This window comes from Pseudomonas sp. BR20, from assembly GCF_050780135.1.
Lineage (GTDB): Bacteria > Pseudomonadota > Gammaproteobacteria > Pseudomonadales > Pseudomonadaceae > Aquipseudomonas.
On record NZ_CP172012.1, the window covers coordinates 6,537,387 to 6,558,784 of the forward strand.

19 protein-coding genes are annotated in these 21,398 nt (G+C 59.3%); 4 read left to right on the forward strand and 15 right to left on the reverse strand.

Annotated elements, in window-relative coordinates; translation table 11 throughout:
• Window positions 1-16: 16 nt before the first annotated feature.
• The 4 genes from ACHPFG_RS30195 to ACHPFG_RS30210 form a co-directional block, all read right to left on the reverse strand.
• Window positions 17-1,111, reverse strand: coding sequence for an extracellular solute-binding protein (locus ACHPFG_RS30195; RefSeq protein WP_131697559.1), 1,095 nt, complete (start codon window positions 1,109-1,111; stop codon window positions 17-19).
• A gap of 155 nt (window positions 1,112-1,266) precedes the next feature.
• Window positions 1,267-2,361, reverse strand: a complete 1,095-nt coding sequence (locus ACHPFG_RS30200; protein WP_431703535.1) for a polyamine ABC transporter substrate-binding protein — start codon at window positions 2,359-2,361, stop codon at window positions 1,267-1,269.
• A 182-nt stretch (window positions 2,362-2,543) separates the two neighbouring features.
• Complete coding sequence (locus ACHPFG_RS30205) at window positions 2,544-3,908, reverse strand: aspartate aminotransferase family protein (RefSeq protein ID WP_145336938.1); 1,365 nt, start codon at window positions 3,906-3,908, stop codon at window positions 2,544-2,546.
• Window positions 3,909-3,966: 58 nt separating this feature from the next.
• A complete protein-coding gene (locus ACHPFG_RS30210) occupies window positions 3,967-5,325 on the reverse strand; it encodes a glutamine synthetase family protein (RefSeq protein ID WP_003176780.1) in 1,359 nt (452 codons plus the stop codon).
• A 597-nt stretch (window positions 5,326-5,922) separates the two neighbouring features.
• Here ACHPFG_RS30210 and ACHPFG_RS30215 point away from each other — a divergent pair.
• Window positions 5,923-7,299, forward strand: coding sequence for a glutamine synthetase family protein (locus ACHPFG_RS30215; RefSeq protein ID WP_003213894.1), 1,377 nt, complete (start codon window positions 5,923-5,925; stop codon window positions 7,297-7,299).
• 203 nt (window positions 7,300-7,502) lie between these two features.
• Complete coding sequence (locus tag ACHPFG_RS30220; RefSeq protein WP_431701228.1) at window positions 7,503-8,132, forward strand: TetR/AcrR family transcriptional regulator; 630 nt, start codon at window positions 7,503-7,505, stop codon at window positions 8,130-8,132.
• 136 nt (window positions 8,133-8,268) lie between these two features.
• Here the strand turns inward: ACHPFG_RS30220 and ACHPFG_RS30225 are convergent, their stop codons facing one another.
• From ACHPFG_RS30225 to argE, 10 genes are all read right to left on the reverse strand, one after another.
• Window positions 8,269-8,484 carry a TOBE domain-containing protein gene (locus ACHPFG_RS30225; protein WP_003176783.1) on the reverse strand — a complete coding sequence of 72 codons (216 nt, stop codon included), beginning with the start codon at window positions 8,482-8,484 and terminating at the stop codon, window positions 8,269-8,271.
• 28 nt (window positions 8,485-8,512) lie between these two features.
• On the reverse strand, window positions 8,513-9,319 hold the full coding sequence (gene ssuB / locus ACHPFG_RS30230; protein WP_431701229.1) for an aliphatic sulfonates ABC transporter ATP-binding protein: 807 nt from the start codon (window positions 9,317-9,319) through the stop codon (window positions 8,513-8,515).
• On the reverse strand, window positions 9,316-10,104 hold the full coding sequence (ssuC, locus tag ACHPFG_RS30235; protein ID WP_053127863.1) for an aliphatic sulfonate ABC transporter permease SsuC: 789 nt from the start codon (window positions 10,102-10,104) through the stop codon (window positions 9,316-9,318). The genes ssuB and ssuC overlap by 4 nt, the downstream gene beginning before the upstream one ends.
• A 9-nt stretch (window positions 10,105-10,113) precedes the next feature.
• Window positions 10,114-11,262, reverse strand: a complete 1,149-nt coding sequence (gene ssuD / locus ACHPFG_RS30240; RefSeq protein ID WP_065874422.1) for an FMNH2-dependent alkanesulfonate monooxygenase — start codon at window positions 11,260-11,262, stop codon at window positions 10,114-10,116.
• 25 nt (window positions 11,263-11,287) lie between these two features.
• A complete protein-coding gene (locus ACHPFG_RS30245; RefSeq protein WP_027608397.1) occupies window positions 11,288-12,256 on the reverse strand; it encodes a sulfonate ABC transporter substrate-binding protein in 969 nt (322 codons plus the stop codon).
• A gap of 99 nt (window positions 12,257-12,355) precedes the next feature.
• Window positions 12,356-12,949 carry an NADPH-dependent FMN reductase gene (gene ssuE / locus ACHPFG_RS30250; protein WP_090401581.1) on the reverse strand — a complete coding sequence of 198 codons (594 nt, stop codon included), beginning with the start codon at window positions 12,947-12,949 and terminating at the stop codon, window positions 12,356-12,358.
• A gap of 302 nt (window positions 12,950-13,251) precedes the next feature.
• Entirely contained in the window at window positions 13,252-13,890 is a 639-nt protein-coding gene (locus tag ACHPFG_RS30255) for a peroxiredoxin (RefSeq protein ID WP_431701230.1), read from the reverse strand.
• Window positions 13,891-14,181: 291 nt separating this feature from the next.
• Complete coding sequence (locus ACHPFG_RS30260; protein WP_431701231.1) at window positions 14,182-15,582, reverse strand: OprD family porin; 1,401 nt, start codon at window positions 15,580-15,582, stop codon at window positions 14,182-14,184.
• A gap of 624 nt (window positions 15,583-16,206) precedes the next feature.
• Complete coding sequence (argA, locus tag ACHPFG_RS30265; RefSeq protein ID WP_090401578.1) at window positions 16,207-17,508, reverse strand: amino-acid N-acetyltransferase; 1,302 nt, start codon at window positions 17,506-17,508, stop codon at window positions 16,207-16,209.
• 133 nt (window positions 17,509-17,641) lie between these two features.
• Window positions 17,642-18,790, reverse strand: a complete 1,149-nt coding sequence (gene argE, locus ACHPFG_RS30270) for an acetylornithine deacetylase (protein WP_431701232.1) — start codon at window positions 18,788-18,790, stop codon at window positions 17,642-17,644.
• Window positions 18,791-18,948: 158 nt separating this feature from the next.
• Between argE and ACHPFG_RS30275 the strand changes: the two genes are divergently transcribed.
• Entirely contained in the window at window positions 18,949-20,316 is a 1,368-nt protein-coding gene (locus ACHPFG_RS30275) for an inorganic triphosphatase (RefSeq protein ID WP_431701233.1), read from the forward strand.
• A 64-nt stretch (window positions 20,317-20,380) separates the two neighbouring features.
• On the opposite strand, the gene ACHPFG_RS30280 is transcribed toward ACHPFG_RS30275, so the two are convergent.
• The gene (locus ACHPFG_RS30280) at window positions 20,381-20,851 is read right to left on the reverse strand and encodes an Lrp/AsnC family transcriptional regulator (protein ID WP_069558544.1); all 471 of its coding nucleotides are present in this window, start codon (window positions 20,849-20,851) and stop codon (window positions 20,381-20,383) included.
• 127 nt (window positions 20,852-20,978) lie between these two features.
• Here ACHPFG_RS30280 and ACHPFG_RS30285 point away from each other — a divergent pair, with 127 nt between their 5' ends.
• Window positions 20,979-21,317: a hypothetical protein gene (locus ACHPFG_RS30285; RefSeq protein WP_431701234.1), complete on the forward strand. Its 339-nt coding sequence runs from the start codon at window positions 20,979-20,981 to the stop codon at window positions 21,315-21,317.
• Window positions 21,318-21,398: the final 81 nt, after the last annotated feature.

A 21,398-nucleotide genomic window follows, 5' to 3' on the forward strand; every position in this document is an offset into this window, starting at 1 on the left:
CAGGATAGTGTGAGCCTTACTTACCCGTCTTGACCTTGGTCCAGCTACGGGTCATTAAACGCTGCACTTTCGGGGGTAGCTCGAAGTTGACGAATGTCCTGTCGAGAACCGCCTGCGGTGGGTAAACCGCTTCGTCGGTGCGTATCGATTGCTCCATCAGCTTGTCCGCCCCTGGGTTAGGGTTGGCGTAGCCGACGGTGTCACTGACCTGAGCGATCACCTCAGGTTTCAGCAAATAGTTGATGAAGGCGTGGGCTTCCTTGACGTTGGTGGCATCCTTGGGAATCGCCAGCACGTCAAACCACAGGTTGCCGCCTTCCTTCGGAATTGCGTAGGCGATGTTCACGCCTTTGCCCGCTTCGCTTGCGCGAGCCTTGGCCTGGAACACATCGCCGGAGAACCCGGCGGCTACGCAGATGTTGCCGTTGGCCAGGTCGGAGATGTATTTGGAAGAATGGAAGTAGGTCACGTAGGGCCGCACTTTGAGCAGCTTTTCTTCGGCCTTCTTGTAGTCGTCCGGGTTGGTGCTGTTAGGGTCCAGGCCCATGTAGTTAAGCACTGCCGGCAGCATTTCATCCGCCGAGTCCATGAACGACACACCGCAGGTGGCCAGCTTCTTCATGTTTTCCGGTTCGAACAACACGGCCCAGGAGTCGATCTTGTCGACGCCCAGCACTTCCTTCACTTTGTCGACGTTGTAACCGATGCCATTGGTACCCCACAGGTACGGCACGGCGTACTGATTGCCCGGGTCGTTCTTCTCCAGGCGCTTGAGCAACACCGGATCCAGGTTGGCGTAATTCGTCAGCAGCGACTTGTCGAGCTTCTGGAACGCACCGGCCTTGATCTGCTTGCCGAGGAAGTGGTTGGACGGCACCACCACGTCATAGCCGGTACGCCCGGCCAGTAACTTGCCTTCCAGGGTTTCGTTGGAATCAAACACGTCATACACGGGTTTGATGCCGGTGGCCTTTTCGAAGTTGGCCAGGGTGTCGGGACCGATGTAGTCCGACCAGTTATAAATATGCACGGTCGGTGCGGCCTGCACGCTGACAGCCAGCGTGATACCTGCACCTACCAGCAAGGCTTGGCGAAATAAAGAAATTGGCAAGTGGAGGTCCTCTTAAATAGTTGGGCCTTAAAGTTGTTGCCCGGCAACAAAACCGGCGCGCAACTTACCCTCGATAAACCGATCCGGCAAAACTTTCTGTCATTTATTTGTTTCATTAACCACCGCGGGCTGCGCGGTGGTTAACAAAGACCGGTTTATTTACCGGACTTGATCTTGGTCCAGCTGCGCGTCATTTCACGCTGGGTGGCAGCCGGCAAGTCTGCAATGGCGTAGAGTTTGGCTTGCACATCCGCTGGCGGGTAGATGCCCGGGTCATTGGTGATGTCTTTGTCGACCAGTGCGGTGGCCTTCTCGTTACCGTTCGGGAAACGTACGCTGTTGGTGATCGAAGCCATGACTTCCGGCTTGAGCAGGTAGTTCATGAACTTATAAGCAGCGTCGACGTTTTCGGCATCTTTAGGGATGGCGACCATGTCGAAGAAGCTACCGGCGCCTTCTTTCGGAATGTCGTAGGCCACCTTGACCTTGCCCCCGGCTTCAGCCGCGCGGGACTTGGCCTGCTGGATGTCACCCGAGTAACCCACGGCTACGCAGATGTTGCCGTTGGCCAGGTCGGAGATGTACTTGGACGAGTGGAAGTAGCCAATCGAAGGACGGATTTTCAGGAACAGGTCTTCGGCTTGCTTGAGGTCGGCCTTCTTCTGGCTATCGGTTGGCAAGCCCAGGTAATGCAGCGCGATCGGCAGCATTTCGGTCGGCGAGTCGAGGAAGCTCACGCCGCAGCTCTTGAGCTTGGCGATATTTTCAGGCTTGAGCAGCACGTCCCACGAATCGATCTTGTCCACGCCCAGCGCGGCCTTGACCTTGTCCGGGTTGTAGCCGATGCCGATCGAACCCCACATGTACGGGAAAGCATGCTTGTTATCCGGGTCGCTGACCGACACGGCTTTAAGCAGGGAGGTGTTCAGGTTGCCGTAGTTGGACAGTTTGGACTTGTCCAGCTCCTGGTAGACACCGGCCTTGATCTGCTTGGCGAGGAAGTTGTTCGACGGTACGACGATGTCGTAACCGGACTTGCCTGCCAGCAACTTGGCTTCGAGTGTCTCGTTGCTGTCAAAAACGTCGTACACCACTTTAATGCCCGACTCTTTTTCAAAGTTGGCGATGGTGTCCGGTGCAATGTAGTCGGACCAGTTGTAGACGTGCAGCACTTTATCGTCTGCCTGGGCCGCGCCCGCCATTGCGCCCATCAGGGACAAGGCGAGGAGGGTCTTGCCAGCGTTCTTCAAACCTAATGCCTTCATTTGGTGATGCTCCAATTTTTTCTTTTTTGGGCCACGTTCTTTTATGTTCAGCGACCCTTCCAGAGGGCAACAAAACAGGGCGACAGTCTGGCAAGTTCAGGGGCCGGCTTTCAACCAAAGCCCCTACTTTTATAACTGCCCGGTGCGCTGCGCACTGAGCCTAGCACTTAGCCCTGCAATGCCGCCAAAGTCAGGTCCAGGCAATGACGAGCCTTGGTCACCAACTCGTCGATTTCAGCCTTGCTGATCACCAGAGGCGGCGAAATGATCATGGTATCGCCCACGGCGCGCATGATCAGGCCATTCTCGAAGCAGAAGGTTCGGCAGATCATACCTACGCCCCGGCCCTCGTAACGCTTGCGCGTCGCCTTGTCCTGAACCAGCTCAATTGCACCGAGCATGCCGACACCGCGCACTTCCCCCACCAACGGGTGATCCGCCAGCTCCCTCAGACGTTTCTGCAAATACGGTGCCGTTTCGTCGTGGACACGGTTAACGATTTTTTCATCGCGCATGATGCGGATGTTTTCCAGGGCCACTGCCGCAGCCACCGGGTGGCCGGAATAGGTGAAGCCGTGGTTGAAATCACCGCCTTCGTTGAGCACGGCCACCACGTCGTCGCGCACGATCAGGCCGCCCATGGGGATGTAACCGGAGGTCAGGCCCTTGGCGATGGTCATCATGTGGGGCTTGAGGTCGTAGAAATCGCTACCGAACCACTCACCGGTACGGCCGAAACCGCAGATCACTTCGTCGGCAACAAACAGGATGTCGTACTTGGCGAGGATTTCCTTGATGCGCGGCCAGTAGCTGTCGGGCGGTACGATCACGCCGCCGGCGCCCTGGATCGGTTCGGCAATAAAGGCACCGACGTTGTCCACGCCCAGTTCCAGGATCTTCTCTTCCAGCTGGTTGGCGGCCCAGATCCCGAACTCTTCGGGGCTCATGTCGCCGCCTTCGCCGAACCAGTACGGCTGGGCGATATGGACGATGCCCGGGATCGGCAAGTCGCCCTGTTCATGCATATAGGTCATGCCGCCCAGGCTGGCGCCAGCCACGGTGGAGCCGTGGTAGCCATTTTTGCGGCTGATGATGGTTTTCTTGTTCGGCTGGCCCTTGATCGCCCAATAGTGGCGGACCATACGCAACATGGTGTCGTTGCCTTCGGAGCCGGAACCGGTGAAGAACACGTGGTTCATGCCGGCAGGCGCGATGTCGGAAATCGCCTTGGCCAACTCCAGTACAGGTGGGTGAGCGGTCTGGAAGAACAGGTTGTAGTACGGCAGTTCTTTCATTTGCTTGGCGGCGGCGTCGGCCAGTTCATCGCGACCGTAACCGATCGCCACGCACCACAGGCCGGCCATGCCGTCGAGGATCTTGTTGCCTTCGCTGTCCCACAGGTAAACGCCGTGGGCTTTGGTGATGATCCGTGGGCCTTTCTCTTTCAATTGCTTGAAGTCGCTGAACGGCGCCAGGTGGTGATCACTGCTCAAGGCTTGCCATTCACGGGTTTGCGGGTTGTTGCTGGACATACCAATCTCCTAGACTTTTCAGTGAAGGGCGCACAGGTTTCCCCGTGCGCCCGGCGCATCAGACGGCGAAGAGCAGGAATTCCCGCTCCCACGAACTGATCACGCGCTTGAAGTTTTCATGCTCGGCCCGCTTGACCGCGACGTAGCCTGTGATGAATTTCTGACCCAGGTATTTCTCGATGGTCTTGCTGTTTTCCATACGCTCCAGGGCGTCTTCGATGGTCAACGGCAGGCGCAGGTTGCGGCGCTCGTAACCACGCCCCACCACCGGGGCGCTCGGGTTATGGCCTTCGACCATGCCGATGTAGCCACACAGCAGGCTGGCGGCAATCGCCAGGTACGGGTTGGCGTCGGCGCCCGGCAGGCGGTTTTCCACGCGACGGTTCTGCGGGCCGGCATCCGGGACGCGCAGGCCGACGGTGCGGTTTTCTTCGCCCCACTCCACGTTCACCGGCGCCGAGGTGTCGGGCAGGAAGCGACGGAACGAGTTCACGTTGGGAGCAAACAGCGGCAGCAATTCAGGGATAAACTTCTGCAGACCGCCAATGTGGTTGAGGAACAGTTGGCTCATGGTCCCGTCTTCGTTAGAGAAGACGTTCTTGCCGGTGGCGATGTCGATGATGCTCTGGTGCAGGTGCATCGCGCTGCCGGGCTCGCCGGTCATCGGCTTGGCCATGAAGGTGGCCGCCACGTCGTGCTTGAGCGCGGCTTCACGCATGGTGCGCTTGAACACCAGGATCTGGTCGGCCAGGGACAAGGCATCACCGTGACGGAAGTTGATTTCCATCTGCGCCGTGCCGTCTTCGTGGATCAGGGTGTCGAGGTCCAGCTCCTGCAGCTCGCACCAGTCATAGACGTCTTCGAACAACGGGTCGAATTCGTTGGCTGCTTCTATAGAGAAGGACTGGCGGCCGGTCTCCGGACGCCCGGAACGACCGATCGGCGGTTGCAGCGGGAAGTCGGGGTCTTCGCAGCGTTTGGTCAGGTAGAACTCCATCTCAGGCGCCACGATGGGCTGCCAGCCTTTGTCGGCGTAGAGCTTGAGGACTTTCTTGAGTACGTTGCGCGGCGACAGCTCGATCGGGTTGCCTTGCTTGTCGTAGGTGTCGTGGATCACCTGGGCGGTCGGCTCGATGGCCCAGGGCACCAGGAACACCGCGTTCTGGTCGGGGCGGCAGATCATGTCGATGTCCGCCGGGTCGAGCAATTCGTAATAGATGTCGTCTTCGACATAGTCGCCGGTCACGGTCTGCAACAGAACGCTCTCGGGCAGGCGCATGCCTTTTTCGGCGATGAACTTGTTGGTCGGCGAGATCTTGCCCCGGGTGATACCGGTCAGGTCGCCAATCATGCATTCGACTTCTGTGATCTTGTGGTCTTTCAACCAATCGGTGAGCTGGTCGAGGTTGTTACTCATAAATGCCTCTGGGCTGGGTTTCCTGGCATCCATTAAAGGCCAGGCGTTGGTTGACGCAGCATCCGCGTCGTTTTTTCGTTCAGGGTAGGAGCTTACCTGCCATTTGCTGCAACGTTGCATTCCTCAAGCCAAAGTCGTGCAGAATCATGAGCAGCCGCGCAGAGGAGAGTCGGTCAGTGGCAGTCGAAGTGGCAAAGAGGAGAGCGGATGGGCCGTCAAGAATATTGGCCGGTGCGTGGGCATTCACACGGGACGAACGGACTGCGGACAAAGCCTGGCTGAAGCAGGCTGAGACGCCGAGTGGCGGCAGGCGAGACATGAAGCACCCCGGTATTATTGCTGTTATGGGTTTGAATCGAGCTTAGCCTTGTTCATTTTTTTACACAACACCCCCGTAAAAAATACAACACGGCCCGCTCAAGCCTGCGAGTCCCAAGGCCGTCAAACCGAAAAAACCGCCCCAAAAAGCCCCAAAAATGCCGTCACGGCGCTTTTTTAGGGCAAAAAAGGCCTCGCTTGACTTCGGCATGCCGTTCGGGTTGACTGAAACCAGAAAAGATCAATGATTGATATTTTTAACAACAAAGGTGTTGCATCATGTCGGTACCCCCGCGTGCCGTTCAGCTTAACGAAGCGAACGCGTTCCTTAAGGATCATCCTGAGGTTCTGTACGTAGACCTTCTAATTGCGGATATGAATGGTGTGGTGCGCGGTAAGCGCATCGAACGCACCAGCCTCCACAAGGTTTACGAGAAGGGCATTAACCTGCCTGCCTCTTTATTTGCCCTGGATATCAATGGCTCGACGGTGGAAAGCACCGGCCTGGGCCTGGACATCGGTGATGCTGACCGAATCTGTTATCCGATCCCTGACACCCTGTGCAATGAACCCTGGCAAAAGCGCCCTACCGCGCAACTGCTGATGACCATGCACGAACTTGAAGGTGAACCTTTCTTCGCCGATCCGCGCGAAGTGCTCCGCCAAGTTGTAAGCAAGTTTGACGACCTCGGTCTGACCATCTGCGCCGCCTTCGAGCTTGAGTTCTACCTGATCGACCAGGAGAACGTGAACGGCCGCCCACAACCGCCCCGCTCGCCGATCTCCGGCAAACGCCCGCACTCGACACAGGTCTACCTGATCGACGACCTCGACGAATATGTCGACTGCCTCCAGGACATCCTGGAAGGTGCCAAAGAGCAAGGCATCCCGGCCGACGCCATCGTCAAGGAAAGTGCCCCGGCGCAGTTCGAAGTGAACCTGCACCACGTGGCCGACCCGATCAAGGCCTGCGACTACGCAGTACTGCTCAAGCGCCTGATCAAGAACATCGCCTACGACCATGAGATGGATACCACCTTCATGGCCAAGCCTTACCCAGGCCAGGCAGGTAACGGTTTGCACGTACACATCTCGATCCTGGACAAGGACGGCAAGAACATCTTTGCCAGCGAGGATCCCGAGCAGAACGCCGCATTGCGTCACGCGATCGGCGGTGTGCTCGAGACCCTACCCGCCCAAATGGCGTTCCTGTGCCCTAACGTCAACTCCTACCGTCGTTTCGGCGCACAGTTCTACGTGCCGAACTCGCCGTGCTGGGGCCTGGACAACCGCACCGTGGCGATTCGCGTACCGACCGGCTCGTCCGACGCCGTACGGATCGAACACCGCGTGGCCGGTGCCGACGCCAACCCTTACCTGCTGATGGCTTCGGTCCTGGCAGGCGTGCACCACGGTCTGACCAACAAGATCGAACCGGGCGCACCCGTGGAAGGCAACAGCTACGAGCAGAACGAACAGAGCCTGCCGAACAACCTGCGCGATGCCCTGCGCGAGTTGGACGACAGCGAGGTGATGGCCAAGTACATCGATCCTAAATACATCGATATCTTCGTCGCCTGTAAGGAAAGTGAGCTGGAAGAGTTCGAACACTCCATCTCTGACCTTGAGTACAACTGGTACCTGCATACCGTGTAAGCGGTTGCTGCATTGAAAAAACGCTGCGGGCCTTTGGCCTGTGGCGTTTTTTTATGGGTTTCTTCCGGTAGATCGAGTTGGCCTCATCGGGGGCAAGCCCCCTCCCACATTTGAATGTATTCACAGATCAAAGTGTGGGAGGGGTCTGGAAGACAACACTCCTTCCTGCTCATACAATGCCCGCTGCCTTGTAGGAGACTTCCATGCCCACCCGCCCCGCCGCCCCTCGCAAACCCCGTGCCCGCAGCCAGGCGCGGATCGACGCGATTCTCGATGCCGCCCGCACCTTGCTGGCCGCCGAAGGCGTGGCGAGTTTGTCGATCTACAGCGTGGCCGAGCGCGCGCAGATTCCGCCGTCGTCGGTGTATCACTTTTTCGCCGGTGTGCCGGCGCTGCTGGAGGCGTTGACGGCGGATGTGCATGCCGCATTCCGTGCGGCCATCCAGGCGCCCATCGACCACGATTCACTCAAGCATTGGCGCGATCTGTCCTGCATCGTCGAACAACGCATGCTCACCATCTACGATCAGGACGCCGCCGCGCGCCAGTTGATCCTGGCGCAGCATGGCCTCACCGAAGTGACCCAGGCCGACCGCCAGCATGATCTGGAACTGGGCGATCTGATGTTCAAGGTGTTCAACCGCCATTTCGAAGTGCCGACACTGCCCAGCGATGTGGATGTGTTCGCTCTGGCGCTGGAGCTGAGCGACCGCGTGTATGCGCGCTCGGTGCATCAGCATGGGCTCATCACGCCGCGTATGGCGGAGGAAGGGATGCGGGTTTTTGATGCGTATGTGGGGCTGTATTTGCCGGCGTATCTGCCTAAGCGCTGAATCCTGGGTTGGCTGGGCCGGCCTCATCGGGGGCAAGCCCCCTCCCACATTTTGAATGTGTTCACAGATCAATATGTGGGAGGGGCGGTGCGACGATTCGACTTGCCCCCGATGACGGCCTCAAGAGCGACGCAAATCACAACTTGGCGATCGACACCTCAGTCGACTTCACGAAGGCAATCACTTCACTGCCGATCACCAGCTCCAGCTCTTTGACCGAGCGGGTGGTGATCACGGAAGTGACGATACCGGACGCGGTCTGCACGTCGATTTCCGACAGCACATCGCCGACTACGATTTCCTTGATGGTGCCTTTGAACTGGTTACGCACGTTGATGGCTTTAATAGTCATGGTGTTCTTCCTTCTCGGGACAAGTGAGTTATTGAGCCCAACGCAATTGCGTAGGCAGCGGTGAAACAGGTTCGGGGTCCGGCGGCGTGCCGGGCAACGACAGCACACGGTTGAGCACTTCGGCTTCCAGCGCCGCCAGACGATGTGAGCCACGGGTCCGTGGGCGCGGCAGATCGACGATCAGGTCGAGGCCGATCTCGCCGTCTTCGATCAGGATTACCCGGTCGGCAATGGCCACGGCTTCGCTGACGTCATGGGTCACCAGCAACACGGTGAAACCGTGCTTTTGCCAAAGGTTTTCGATCAGTTGCTGCATCTCGATGCGGGTCAGGGCGTCCAACGCACCCAGCGGCTCATCCAGCAGCAGCAAGCGCGGCTGGTGGATCAGCGCACGAGCCAGGGCCACGCGTTGCTTCTGGCCACCGGACAAGGCCGCTGGCCACTCATTGGCACGTTCGGCCAGGCCGACCGCTTCCAGGGCTTCCAAGGCTTTAGGGCGCCAGTTGCCTTTGAGGCCCAAGCCGACGTTGTCGATGATCTTTTTCCAAGGCAGCAGGCGCGCTTCCTGGAACATCAACCGCGTGTCTTCAATCGCCTCGCTCAGCGGCGCCGAACCGGCCAGCAGCTCGCCGCCGCTGGCTTTGTCCAGGCCGGCCAACAAGCGCAGTAACGTACTTTTACCGCAGCCACTGCGACCGACCACGGCCACGAACTGGCCCGCTGGAATGTGCAGATCGATTTCCTTGAGCACTTCCCGCGCGCCGAAGGCCTTGCGCAATTTGCGCACCGCCAGGGGAATCCCTTTCAGCAGGCGCGGAGGTTGTTGAGCGGTCATGCCGCACCTCCTTTATTGACTTGATACGCCGGGTGCCAGCGCAGCCAAACACGCTCCAGACCGCGAGCGGCCAGGTCGGCCAGTTTGCCGAGGATGGCGTACATCACGATGGCCAACACCACTACGTCGGTTTGCAGGAATTCGCGGGCGTTCATCGCCAGGTAACCAATGCCGGAGCTGGCAGAGATGGTTTCCGCCACGATCAGCGTCAGCCACATAAAGCCCAGGGCAAAGCGCACGCCCACCAGGATCGACGGCAGCGCGCCCGGCAGGATCACTTGCCAGAACAGGCTGAAACCGGACAAGCCATAGCTGCGCGACATTTCCACCAGCGCCGGGTCGACGTTGCGGATGCCGTGGTAAGTGTTGAGGTAGATCGGGAACAGCGTGCCGAGGGCCACCAGGAAAATCTTTGCGGTCTCGTCGATGCCGAACCACAGGATCACCAGCGGAATCAGCGCCAAATGCGGCACGTTGCGGATCATCTGCACCGAGCTGTCCAGCAGGCGTTCGCCCCACGTCGACAGGCCGGTGATAAACCCCAGCGCCAGGCCGATGCTGCCACCGATCACAAAGCCCAGGCCGGCACGCCAGCCACTGATAGCCAGGTGCGTCCAGATTTCGCCGCTGCGCACCAGGTTGACCCCGGCCTCAATCACCGCGCTGGGCGCCGGCAGAATACGCGTCGACAACCAGCCCGCCGACACCGACAACTGCCACACCGCCAACAACAGAATCGGCAGCACCCAAGGCGCCACGCGATGGCTCAATTTCTCAAAATTCATGGCGCCGCCTCAGCTCTGTGACGCAGCTTTGGGAAGGATGTCGTTGGCGACCATTTCGCCGAACGGGCTCACGTAACCGGCGCTTTTCGGCAACTCCGGACGTTCGATATCCAGGTGCGGGAACAGCAGCTCGGCAACCCGATACGACTCTTCCAGGTGTGGATAACCGGAGAAGATGAAGGTGTCGATGCCCAGCGCTGCGTACTCCTTGACCCGTTCTGCAACCGTCGGACCATCGCCCACCAGCGCGGTGCCCGCACCGCCACGCACCAGGCCGACGCCGGCCCACAGGTTGGGGCTGACTTCCAGATTGTCGCGGTTACCGCCATGCAAGGCCGCCATGCGCTGCTGGCCGACGGAATCGAAACGCGCCAGGGAAGCCTGGGCACGGGCGATGGTGTCGTCGTCCAGATGGGAGATCAGTTTGTCGGCGGCTTTCCAGGCTTCATCGTTGGTTTCGCGCACGATCACATGCAGACGAATACCAAAGCGCACGGTGCGCCCGAGTTTCGCCGCCTTGGCCCGCACCTGTTCGATCTTCTCGGCGACCGCGGCCGGTGGCTCGCCCCAGGTCAGCACCATCTCCACTTGTTCGGCGGCCAGGTCCTGGGCCGCTTCGGAGGAACCGCCGAAGTACAGCGGCGGGCGTGGTTGCTGGATCGGTGGGTAGAGCAACTTGGCGCCTTTGACGCTGATGTGCTCGCCGTCGTAATCCACGGTTTCGCCTTCCAGCACGCGGCGCCAGATACGGGTGAATTCCACCGAAGCCTGATAACGCTCTTCGTGACTGAGGAACAAGCCATCGCCGGCCAGCTCTTCCGGGTCACCACCGGTCACGAGGTTGAACAGCGCGCGGCCGCCGGACAGGCGGTCCAGGGTCGCGGCCTGGCGCGCCGCCACCGTGGGGGAAATGATCCCGGGGCGCAGTGCGACAAGAAATTTCAAACGCTGGGTCACCGGGATCAGCGAGGCGGCCACCAACCACGAGTCTTCGCAGGAGCGACCAGTGGGGATCAGCACCCCGCCGAATCCCAGGCGGTCAGCGGCCTGGGCCACTTGCTGCAGATAACCGTGATCAACGGCGCGAGCGCCTTCGGCGGTGCCAAGGTAATGGCCGTCGCCGTGGGTAGGCAGGAACCAGAAAATAGTGAGGCTCATGGAGTTGTCTCCTGAAGAAATCGGATTACGGCGCTTTAGCCACGGCAGCAGGTGGCGTCCAGATCACGTCCTTGATGCTCAAGGGCTTGGGGATCAATTTGAGTTGGTAGAAGCTGTCGGCGATTTTCTGCTGGGCCGCCACCACTTCCGGGGTCAGGAACAGCGCGCCGTAGCCCTGGCGTTTTACCGAGGTCAGGGTGATGTCAGCGGGCAGGCCGAGCAGTGGTGCGACCTGCTCGGTCACTTCCTGAGGGTTGGCCTTGGACCACTCGCCCACCGCGCGCACTTCTTCGATCAGCGCCTTGACCACTTCAGGGTGCTTTTCGGCGTACGGCTTGGTGGCCAGGTAGAACTGGTGGTTGTCGGCGATGCCGGTGCCGTCACGCAGGGTGCGCGCTTGCAGTTGTTTCTCGGCGGCGGCCTGGTACGGGTCCCAGATCACCCACGCATCCACGCTGCCACGCTCGAAGGCGGCACGGGCATCGGCGGGCGGCAGGAAGACGGTCTGCACGTCGGTGTATTTCAGGCCGGCGTCTTCCAGGGCACGCACCAGCAGGTAGTGCACGTTGGAGCCTTTGTTGAGCACGACTTTCTTGCCCTTGAGCTCGGCCACCGATTTGATCGTCGAGTCTTTCGGCACCAGGATCGCTTCACTGGTGGGCGCTGGCGGCTCGTAGGCCACGTAGAGCAGGTCGGCACCGGCGGCCTGGGCGAAGACCGGCGGGGTTTCGCCGGTGACACCGAAGTCGATGGAGCCGACGTTCAGGCCTTCGAGCAGTTGCGGGCCGCCGGGAAACTCGGTCCATTGCACCTGCACACCTTGGGCGGCCAGGCGTTTTTCCAGGGTGCCCTTGGCCTTGAGCAGCACCAGGGTGCCGTATTTCTGGTAACCGATCCGCAGGGTCTCGGCGGCTTGAGCCTGAACGATGGCGCCGAAGGACACAGCCGCAGCAAACAGTGCGACCAGACCACGACGCAAGATGACAGTGCGCATGGCGCTCTCTCCAAATAATGCGATGAGGGGGTTGGCTGCACCTGCTTGGCCGTTGGCGGCTGAGTAAGGTGAGTACATCTATATAGCGGTGAGGCTTACTTAAATGCTCCAGCGAGCACTCAACAAACGTTCATTCAACACATGCGGGTCCAACGGTTTCGGACGACGGGCCATGGCGCCGTAAAGCGTCTCCAGGGCCTCGTGCAAACGGTGTTCGAGGACCGGCACCAGTTGCGCCTGGGCACTGCCTTCGCCGTAGGCGATCTGGCTGTCTTCGGCGAAAATCCCGTGGAGCAATTCCTGGGCTTTGAGGGCCGACAATACCGGCTTCAAGGCGTAGTCCACCGCCAGCATGTGGGCGATGCTGCCGCCGGTAGCCATCGGCAACACAATCTTGTGGGCCAGGGCGCGTTCGGGCAGCAGGTCCAGCACGGTTTTCAACGCGCCGGAGAACGACGCCTTGTACACCGGCGTGGCGATCACCAGGCCATCCGCGTTAGCCACCTGTTGCAGCAGGTCAATGACCTTGGGGCTGTCGAAGCGCGCATGCAGCAAGTCTTCAGCCGGGAAGTCCCGTATCTGGTAACTCACCACTTCAACGCCTTTGTCTTGCAACCACTGACGGGTTTTTTCCAGCAAGACCCCGGAGCGGGAACGCTGGCTGGGACTGCCTCCAAGTGTTACGACCAACATGCAGGAATTCCTTGAGCAAGTGCCGGCGGTTCGCTGTGTGGCGATGGCGCCAAGATGGACAGACCTTATCAGCAGATTCATATATCTATAAATCTTATTTTTTCATTTGTTTATTCTATAAATGCATATGAGATTTATAAGTCGCCAGGCGAAAAAAAAGGCCGTAGAAACGGCCTGAAAACCCCTGCGTGATTCAGCTTCAAAGGCGGTGCATTTACGGACGCTATCGGGAGCAAGCCCCCTCCCACAGTTGACCGCGTTCCCCTGTGGGAGGGGGCTTGCTCCCGATGGCGATATCCGCGTCAACGATTGGGCTGTGGAGTAAGCCGCAAATACGGCTTCACCGCCCGATACCCCTTCGGAAAGCGCTTCTTGATCTCTTCCTCATCCTTGAGCGACGGCACGATCACCACTTCATCACCGTCCTGCCAGTTGGCGGGGGTGGCGACTTTGTAGTTGTCGGTCAGTTGCAGCGAGTCGATGACCCGCAGGATTTCGTGGAAATTGCGGCCGGTGCTGGCCGGGTAGGTGATGGTCAGGCGGACCTTCTTGTTCGGGTCGATCACGAACAAGGAACGCACGCTGAGGGTGTCACTGGCGTTCGGGTGGATCAGGTCGTAGAGGTCCGAAACCTTGCGGTCGGCGTCAGCCAGGATCGGGAAGTTGACGACGGTGCCTTGGGTTTCGTTGATGTCTTCGATCCACTTGTGGTGAGAGTCCACCGGGTCTACCGACAGGGCAATGGCCTTGACGCCGCGCTTGGCGAATTCGTCCTTGAGCTTGGCGGTAAAGCCCAGCTCCGTGGTGCACACCGGGGTGAAGTCCGCCGGGTGGGAAAACAACACACCCCAGCTATCGCCCAGCCATTCGTGGAAACGAATCTTGCCGGCGCTGGAATCCTGTTCGAAGTCGGGGGCGATGTCGCCCAGTCTTAGGCTCATGGTGTGGCTCCTGGTGAGTGCTTATGGAGCCCACTGTGCATGGATTACGGATCATTTAAAAAGAATAAATATCGATTTATCTAGACGATAAAGGAATATTAAAAATGTGTTCATTGGACGTGGGAAATGGGGAGGCGCACCATCGGCTCCAAGGTTCGAGAAGGCCTTGAGACGCTGTACAAAGAGGGGTTCAGGAAGGGCTTGCGGGGGTTTAGCCCGACTTGAAAAGCAAGACACCTTGCCCGGCGTTGCGCCGGGCAAGGTTTACAGTCTTACAACAGCTTTACGCTACTAGAACAGTGGCAGCGAGTAGCTGACGATCAGGCGGTTTTCGTCCTGGTTACGCTGGCCAGCAATGTCGTTGCGCCACATGGCATTTTTCCATGCTACACCGACGTTCTTCAGCGGACCTTCTGGTACGACGTAGGCAACAGTGATGTCACGTTCCCACTCGTTCGCGCCATTAGAGTTTGTTTGGACCTGAGCAACACCAACTCGGCCGCGGGTATCGATATTGTCGCCACGCAGGTAAACCACACCAGCGGTCAAGCCAGGTACGCCAATCTTGGCGAAGTCATATGCGTAGCGAGCTTGCCAGGTACGTTCGCCAGCGCGGGCAAACTTGGCAATCTGCGAGTCAGTGGTCAGGTAGGCCGACGAACCGTCGCCTTGGTTCAACCATGGGAAGTCACTGTCGCCGTTGCTGACTTGGTAACCACCACCGAAGGTGTGACCCGCAACGGTGTACAGGAACAAGCCGCTGTACAGATTATTGTCAACTTTACCTTTGACGATATTCGCGCCAGCGGCGTTAGTACCGTAGTCACCGCTGGTGTAGTAGTTCGCGTCGTTGCTGTTGGCACCATCAGCGCGGCTGTTGAAGTAGCGCAGGTCGGTTTTCAACACACCAGGGCCGATCGCCCAGTTGTGCAGCAAGCCTAGGAAGTGCTGTTTGTAGAACTGATCCAGATTGCCGTAGTAGTACTGGGCAGTCAGGTCTTTGGTGATCTTGTAGTCGCCACCGGCGTAGATAAACTTGTTGCTGTCGCGACCAGCGGCGGTACGGCCGTTGGCACCTGCGAGAGACAGGTTCTCGACGTTGCTGGAGTTACGACCCTTGGCCTTTTCGATCTGACCGGCAACCAGCGTCAGGTCCTTGATGTCGTTAGTGGTGATCTGGCCACCCTGGAAAGTCTGCGGCAGCAGACGACCATCGTTGGTGATGATTACCGGCAGCTTAGGCTGCAAAGTACCCAGTTTCAGTTCGGTCTGGGAAATCTTGGCTTTAGCGGTCAGGCCCAGGCTGGAGTAGTTATCAACGGCTTCGCCATTGGACTTGCTCGGGAAAACCGTGCCGCCGTAAGAGCCGGCGTTGCCAGTCGATGCCGCGGTGGCGCCGTTGGTGCCACCGCCCGAATCCAGACGCACGCCCAGCAGGCCGATAGCGTCAAGACCAAAGCCTACGGTGCCTTGGGTGTAACCGGAGATGAAGCGCAGGTCGAAAGCTTGGCCCCACTCTTCCGACTTGTTCTGCGCGCCGGCCGCTTTAGTAGCGTCGTCACGGTTATCAGTGTTGATGTAGAAGTTACGCAGACCCAGTGTGGCCTTGCTGTCTTCGATGAAACCGGCAGCGCCTGCTTGCTGGGCGATTACGCCCAAAGCTACAGACAGTGCCAAGGTGGACTTCTTCATGTACCGCTCCTCTCATTTCTAATTTTTGTATTTCTTTGGTCTCGGGTCTGACGCCCTTGATCCACAGATGCGCGATTAGCACCGGATAGTGACTGCCAAGTCAATCGTAACCTTGTGTGTCTACTACCTTCGTCTAACCACCGTTGATTTGGTCCCTGCAGGGTAATGAGTTTTTCATACACCCAAAAAGAATTATTTCATTCTTTTTCATACGATTCAGGAATAAGCCTTTCCGTGATGCGGACAGGCGAGCATAGACCATCTGCTCCACAAGCTAATTCCTAAAGGGTATTTATTAGCGCTTTTTTAGAACGATTAGTGTTGACGCTCTGCCGCATACGTCACCCACGATCAAAAAGGCGACGCCATCATGGCCAAAGGCACATCCTCTCGTCAATTTGTTACAGTTTTTGTGTCACTAATAGTTTCTTTTGCTGTCCAAGCCGCCCCTTCGACGATTCAGGTGTGTGTGGAACTCCCACAATCTACCCATAGCCGCCATCCTGTTATCGGCGTCAGATCAAGAATGCTTAAACTTTAGTCGTGCGTGACGGCACGCCAGATTGGCCTGCGACGCGGGCAGGCTCTTACACGAGCCTGCCCAGTGACTTGGGAGGTAGGGCTTTACAAGGCCTTCTCGAAAATCTTCGAGTTACGCTGGTAGTTGTACAGTGAGGCCCGCGCCGACGGCAGACGATCAACGCTGCTCGGCACAAAGCCGCGCTCACGGAACCAGTGGGCAGTCCGCGTGGTAAGTACGAACAAGGTCTTCAAACCCTGCGCCCGGGCACGGGTTTCGATACGCTCCAGCAGCTCATCACCACGCCCGCCATGGCGGTACTCCGGGTTCACCGCCAGGCACGCCAGCTCACCCGCGTCCGAATCGGCGATCTGATACAACGCCGCACAGGCGATGATCATGCCTTCGCGCTCCACCACGCTGAACTGCTCGATCTCACGTTCGAGCACTTCCCGCGAACGGCGTACCAGGATGCCCTGCTCTTCCAGCGGGCTGATCAGGTCGAGCAAACCGCCGACGTCTTCAATCGCCGCCTCGCGCACCAGTTCGAATTGCTCCTGGGCCACCAGCGTACCGCCGCCATCGCGGGTAAACAGCTCGGTGAGCAAGGCGCCATCTTCGGCGTAACTGACGATATGGCTGCGCCCTACCCCACCCCGGCAGGCCTGGGCGGCCGCATCGAGCAATTCGGACTGGTAGTTGCTGCTGCCCAGGCGTTGCAGATGCGCCGGTACTTGTTGCGGGCGCAGTTCGCGCACCAGACGGCCGTTTTCATCGATCAGGCCGAGATCCGCGCCGAACAGCAGCAGCTTGTCGGCCCCCAAGTCGATGGCGGCGCGGGTGGCGACGTCTTCGCAGGCCAGGTTGAAGATCTCACCCGTAGGCGAATAGCCCAGGGGTGACAACAACACAATGGAGCGCTCATCCAGCAGGCGGTTGATGCCCTTGCGGTCGACCCGGCGCACTTCGCCGGTGTGGTGGTAATCCACACCTTCAAGCACGCCAATAGGCCGCGCGGTCACCAGGTTGCCGCTGGCCACCCGTAGGCGCGAGCCCTGCATCGGCGACGAGGCCATGTCCATCGACAAGCGCGCTTCGATGGCGATACGCAGGTGGCCGACCGCGTCGATCACACACTCCAGCGTCGCGGCATCGGTGATGCGCATGCCTTCGTGGTAAGTCGGGATCAGGCCGCGCGCTTCAAGGCGCGCTTCGATCTGAGGGCGCGAACCGTGCACCAGCACCAGGCGCACGCCCAGACTGTGAAGCAGCACCAGGTCGTGGACGATATTGCCGAAGTTCGGATGATCCACACCGTCGCCGGGCAACATGACCACAAAGGTGCAGTCGCGGTGGGCGTTGATGTAGGGCGAAGCATGACGAAGCCAATTAACGTAGTCGGGCATGGAACCTGGGCCTGTAATAAAAAGCAGCCGAAAAAGGATGAGTCGTGAAAACGCACAGCGGGCTGATGGTTATCGTCGGAACAGGCTTGGCGACACGCTCGCTCTCCTTATGTACGAATGGACAGGGGTTAATTTACGCAGGTTTCAGGCAGTAATGTTCGATCAGTTCCCGCAATAGAAGCACTGTAGGCGTCAAGCGTGACATTTCGAGGTACTCGCCCGGTTGATGGGCACAGGCGATGTCGCCAGGCCCCAGCACCAGGGTTTCACAACCAAGGCGCTGAAGATAAGGCGCTTCGGTGCCGAACGCTACTGCTTCGGCACGATGACCGGTCAATCGTTCCGCGACCCGCACCAACTCGGCGTCTTCGGCCTGTTCGAACGGCGGCACTGCGGGGAACAACGGCGCGTAGTCGATCTTGACTTTATGGCGCTCGGCCAGCGGTTCGAGCTTTTGCCGGATAGCCGCACGCAGCACTTCGGGATCCATGCCCGGCAAGGGCCGCAGGTCGAATTCCAGGGAGCATTGGCCGCAGATGCGGTTGGGGTTGTCTCCGCCATGGATACAGCCGAAGTTCATGGTCGGTTGCGGCACGCTGAATTGTGCATTGCGGTACTCGCGCTGCCAGGCCAGGCGCAGGCCGCGCAGCTCACCGATGGCGTCATGCATGGCTTCCAGGGCGCTGTGGCCCAGGCTTGGATCAGACGAATGGCCACTTTGGCCGAGAATGTCGATGCGCTCCATCATCACGCCTTTGTGCAGGCGGATCGGCTTGAGACCGGTCGGTTCGCCGATAACCGCCGCGCGGCCCAGCGGGCGACCCGCTTCGGCCAATGCCCGGGCACCGGACATGGAGCTTTCTTCATCGCAGGTGGCGAGGATCAGCAACGGCTGCTTGAACGGCTGATCCAGCAGCGGCAACACCGCTTCAATCGCCAGCGCGAAAAAGCCCTTCATGTCGCAACTGCCCAATCCTACCCAACGGCCGTCGACTTCCGTCAGCTTGAGCGGATCGGTCTTCCACAACGCCGCGTCATAAGGAACGGTATCGCTATGGCCGGCCAACACCAGACCGCCGGGGCCAGTGCCGAAACTGGCCAGCAGGTTGAATTTGCCGGGGCTGACGGGCTGGATGTCGATGGCGAAACCCAGGTCGCCCAACCAACTGGCGAGCAGATCGATCACCGGGCGGTTAGTCTGGTCGAGAGACGCTTGGGTGCAACTGACCGAAGGCGCGGCAATCAGCGCGGCGAACTGCTCTTTCATGGACGGTAACGGCATGCGCGGTCTCCCTACTTCCCGGATGAGCCCCACTATAGAGCCATCTGCACGACACAATAAACCGTTGCGGCGCGTTGCCGGGCTCAGTCCTGTACACTGCACGACCTTGGCAGCCACTCTTTTTCCCGGCTGCGCTCCCGATTCTGGATTTTCCGGCCATGCAGAAAGAAACCGAAATCAAGCTCCGCGTCAGCCGCGAAACACTCGCCGCGCTGCGTGAGCACCCGTTACTGAAAAAACGCAACAAAAGTGGCTGGGAACGCCGTGAGTTGATGAACCAGTACTTCGACACCCCCGATCGCGACCTGGCCCAGGCCAAAGTCGCCCTGCGCCTGCGCAAGGACGGTGACGACATTATCCAGACCCTCAAGACCCGTGGCCAAAGCGTCGCCGGTTTGTCGGAACGCAACGAGTACAACTGGGACCTGCCCAAAGCCAAGCTCGACGTAAAGAAACTCGACGGCGAGTGCTGGCCCGAGCAGCTGGCCGAGTTGGACAAAAAGACCCTCAAGCCGATCTTCACCACCGACTTCGTGCGCGAACGCGCCGAAATCGCTTGGGGCCGTGGCAAGGCCAAGGTGGTGATCGAAGCCGCCCTGGACCTCGGCCATGTGGTGGTCGGCAAGCAGAAAGAAGAAATCTGCGAGCTGGAACTGGAACTGCGCGAAGGCGAACCGGCTGCCCTGCTGGAGTTGGCCGCCGAGCTGGCCGCCACCCTCGCACTGATGCCGTGTGACATCAGCAAGGCCGAGCGCGGCTACCGCCTGTACGACGCCAGCAGCTACTCCTTGAGCCTGCCGGCACCGCAGATCCACGCCGAAATGCCGCTGGACGACGCCTTCGCCGCAATCATGTGGCACCTGCTCGGCAGCAGCCAGCGCCTGGCCGAGCAATACCGCTTCAATGGCCACTGGCGTTTGCTGCAGGACTGGGTCGACAACCTCGGCGAACTGCGCGCCCTGATCGGCAGCCTTGGCCAGGCCGCACCGCGTCAATCCACCAGCGAACTGCGCAGCGCACTCGATGCACTGCTGGAAGACTGGCGCCCGCTGGTCCAGGCCGGTGACGACGACGAAGACATTCGCAAAGCCGCGCCCGAGCAATTCAGAGAAGAATTGGACGACATACGCTGGGGCCTTTTCTCGCTGAACACGTCGCGCTGGCTAATGGCCCGCACCTGGACCGCCGACCGCAACGTGCGCGGCAACCGCCAGGGCGCCGCGCAAATCACCAACTGGCTTCCGCGCCTGCTGGCTGACGATGCCGTCGCCCTGCAACTGCCGCGCTACCAGCAGCAACCGGAAGACCTGGCAGAGCAACTGCCGCGCATCGAACGCATCCAGGCCTGGCTGCACCATGCGCGTAACGTGGTGGATATTCCGGAACTGGATCGTTTGTACGGCGAGCTGAACAAGCTGGTGCAACTGGCCAACCAGCCGATCACGGATGAGTCGCTGGATGCGCGTATGCATCAGGCGATTGCGGTGTACCAGAACCGTGCCTGGAAGACCCTCCTGCGTCTGTAATATCGCCATCGAGGGCAAGTGGAATCGTCGCGGTACGACGATTCGACTGCCCCGATGAGGCCGGTCAGCGCAATACTGGCAGGCTGGTGGTCGACTTGATCTCAGACAGCGCCACAATCGAGTTGACCTCCTGAATCCCCGGCACCATCGACAGCTTCTCGAAGAAAAACCGCTCGTACGCCTCAATGTCCGACGTCACGATGCGCAGCAGAAAATCCACCGCCCCCATCAGCACATAGCACTCCAAGACTTCGGGAAACCCACGAATCGCTTCGGTGAACTCGGTGAAGTTGGATCGGCCGTGGGCGTTGAGTTTGACCTCGGCGAAGATCTGCGTATTGAGGCCGATCTTCTTGCGATCCAACAGGGTGACCTGGCCGCGAATCACCCCTTCGTCCTTGAGCCGCTGGATGCGCCGCCAGCACGGCGACTGGGACAGGCCCACTTGCTCGGCGATCTGCGCGCTGGACAGCGAGGCGTCCTCTTGCAACAGGGCCAGGATGCGGCGGTCGTAGGCGTCCAACTCGCTGTGCATAGAAATACCTTGAATTCTGGCTATTCTGAATTGATTGATTCGATTAATCGCAAATCAGGCTCATCTTAGATAAGAAATCTCCCGAGGCGAATGTAAAAATTTCTCCAGTCGAATCTGGAGAATCAGCATGCATGTCGTCGAAACCACCCACCCCCAGACCCGCGTTGATGTGTGGGCCGCCAACAGCGCCCATTGTCGGGCGCATTACCAGATCGTCGCCGAAGCGGAGCCCGATGTGTTGTGTCGGGTACTCAACTATTTTGCGTTGCAGTTCTTAACACCGAGCCAGGTCACCGTGAGCCGCCAAGAAGACCTGCTGAACATCGATATCGTGATGGAAAGCCTGAGCTGGCATCGCGCCCAAGTGATAGGTGAAAAGATTCGAAACCTGATCAGCGTGTGCACGCTGCACGTGTGGCCGGTTGATTCCGTAGGGCCCGCAGCAGTGGCGGCAGCAGCTCAGTAAAGGCCTGCAACATACGCTGGGAGGAGGATCTTCGAGGGCCGGCTAGCCTGAAGTTTCGTCCGAGGCTACCCAGGAAAACCT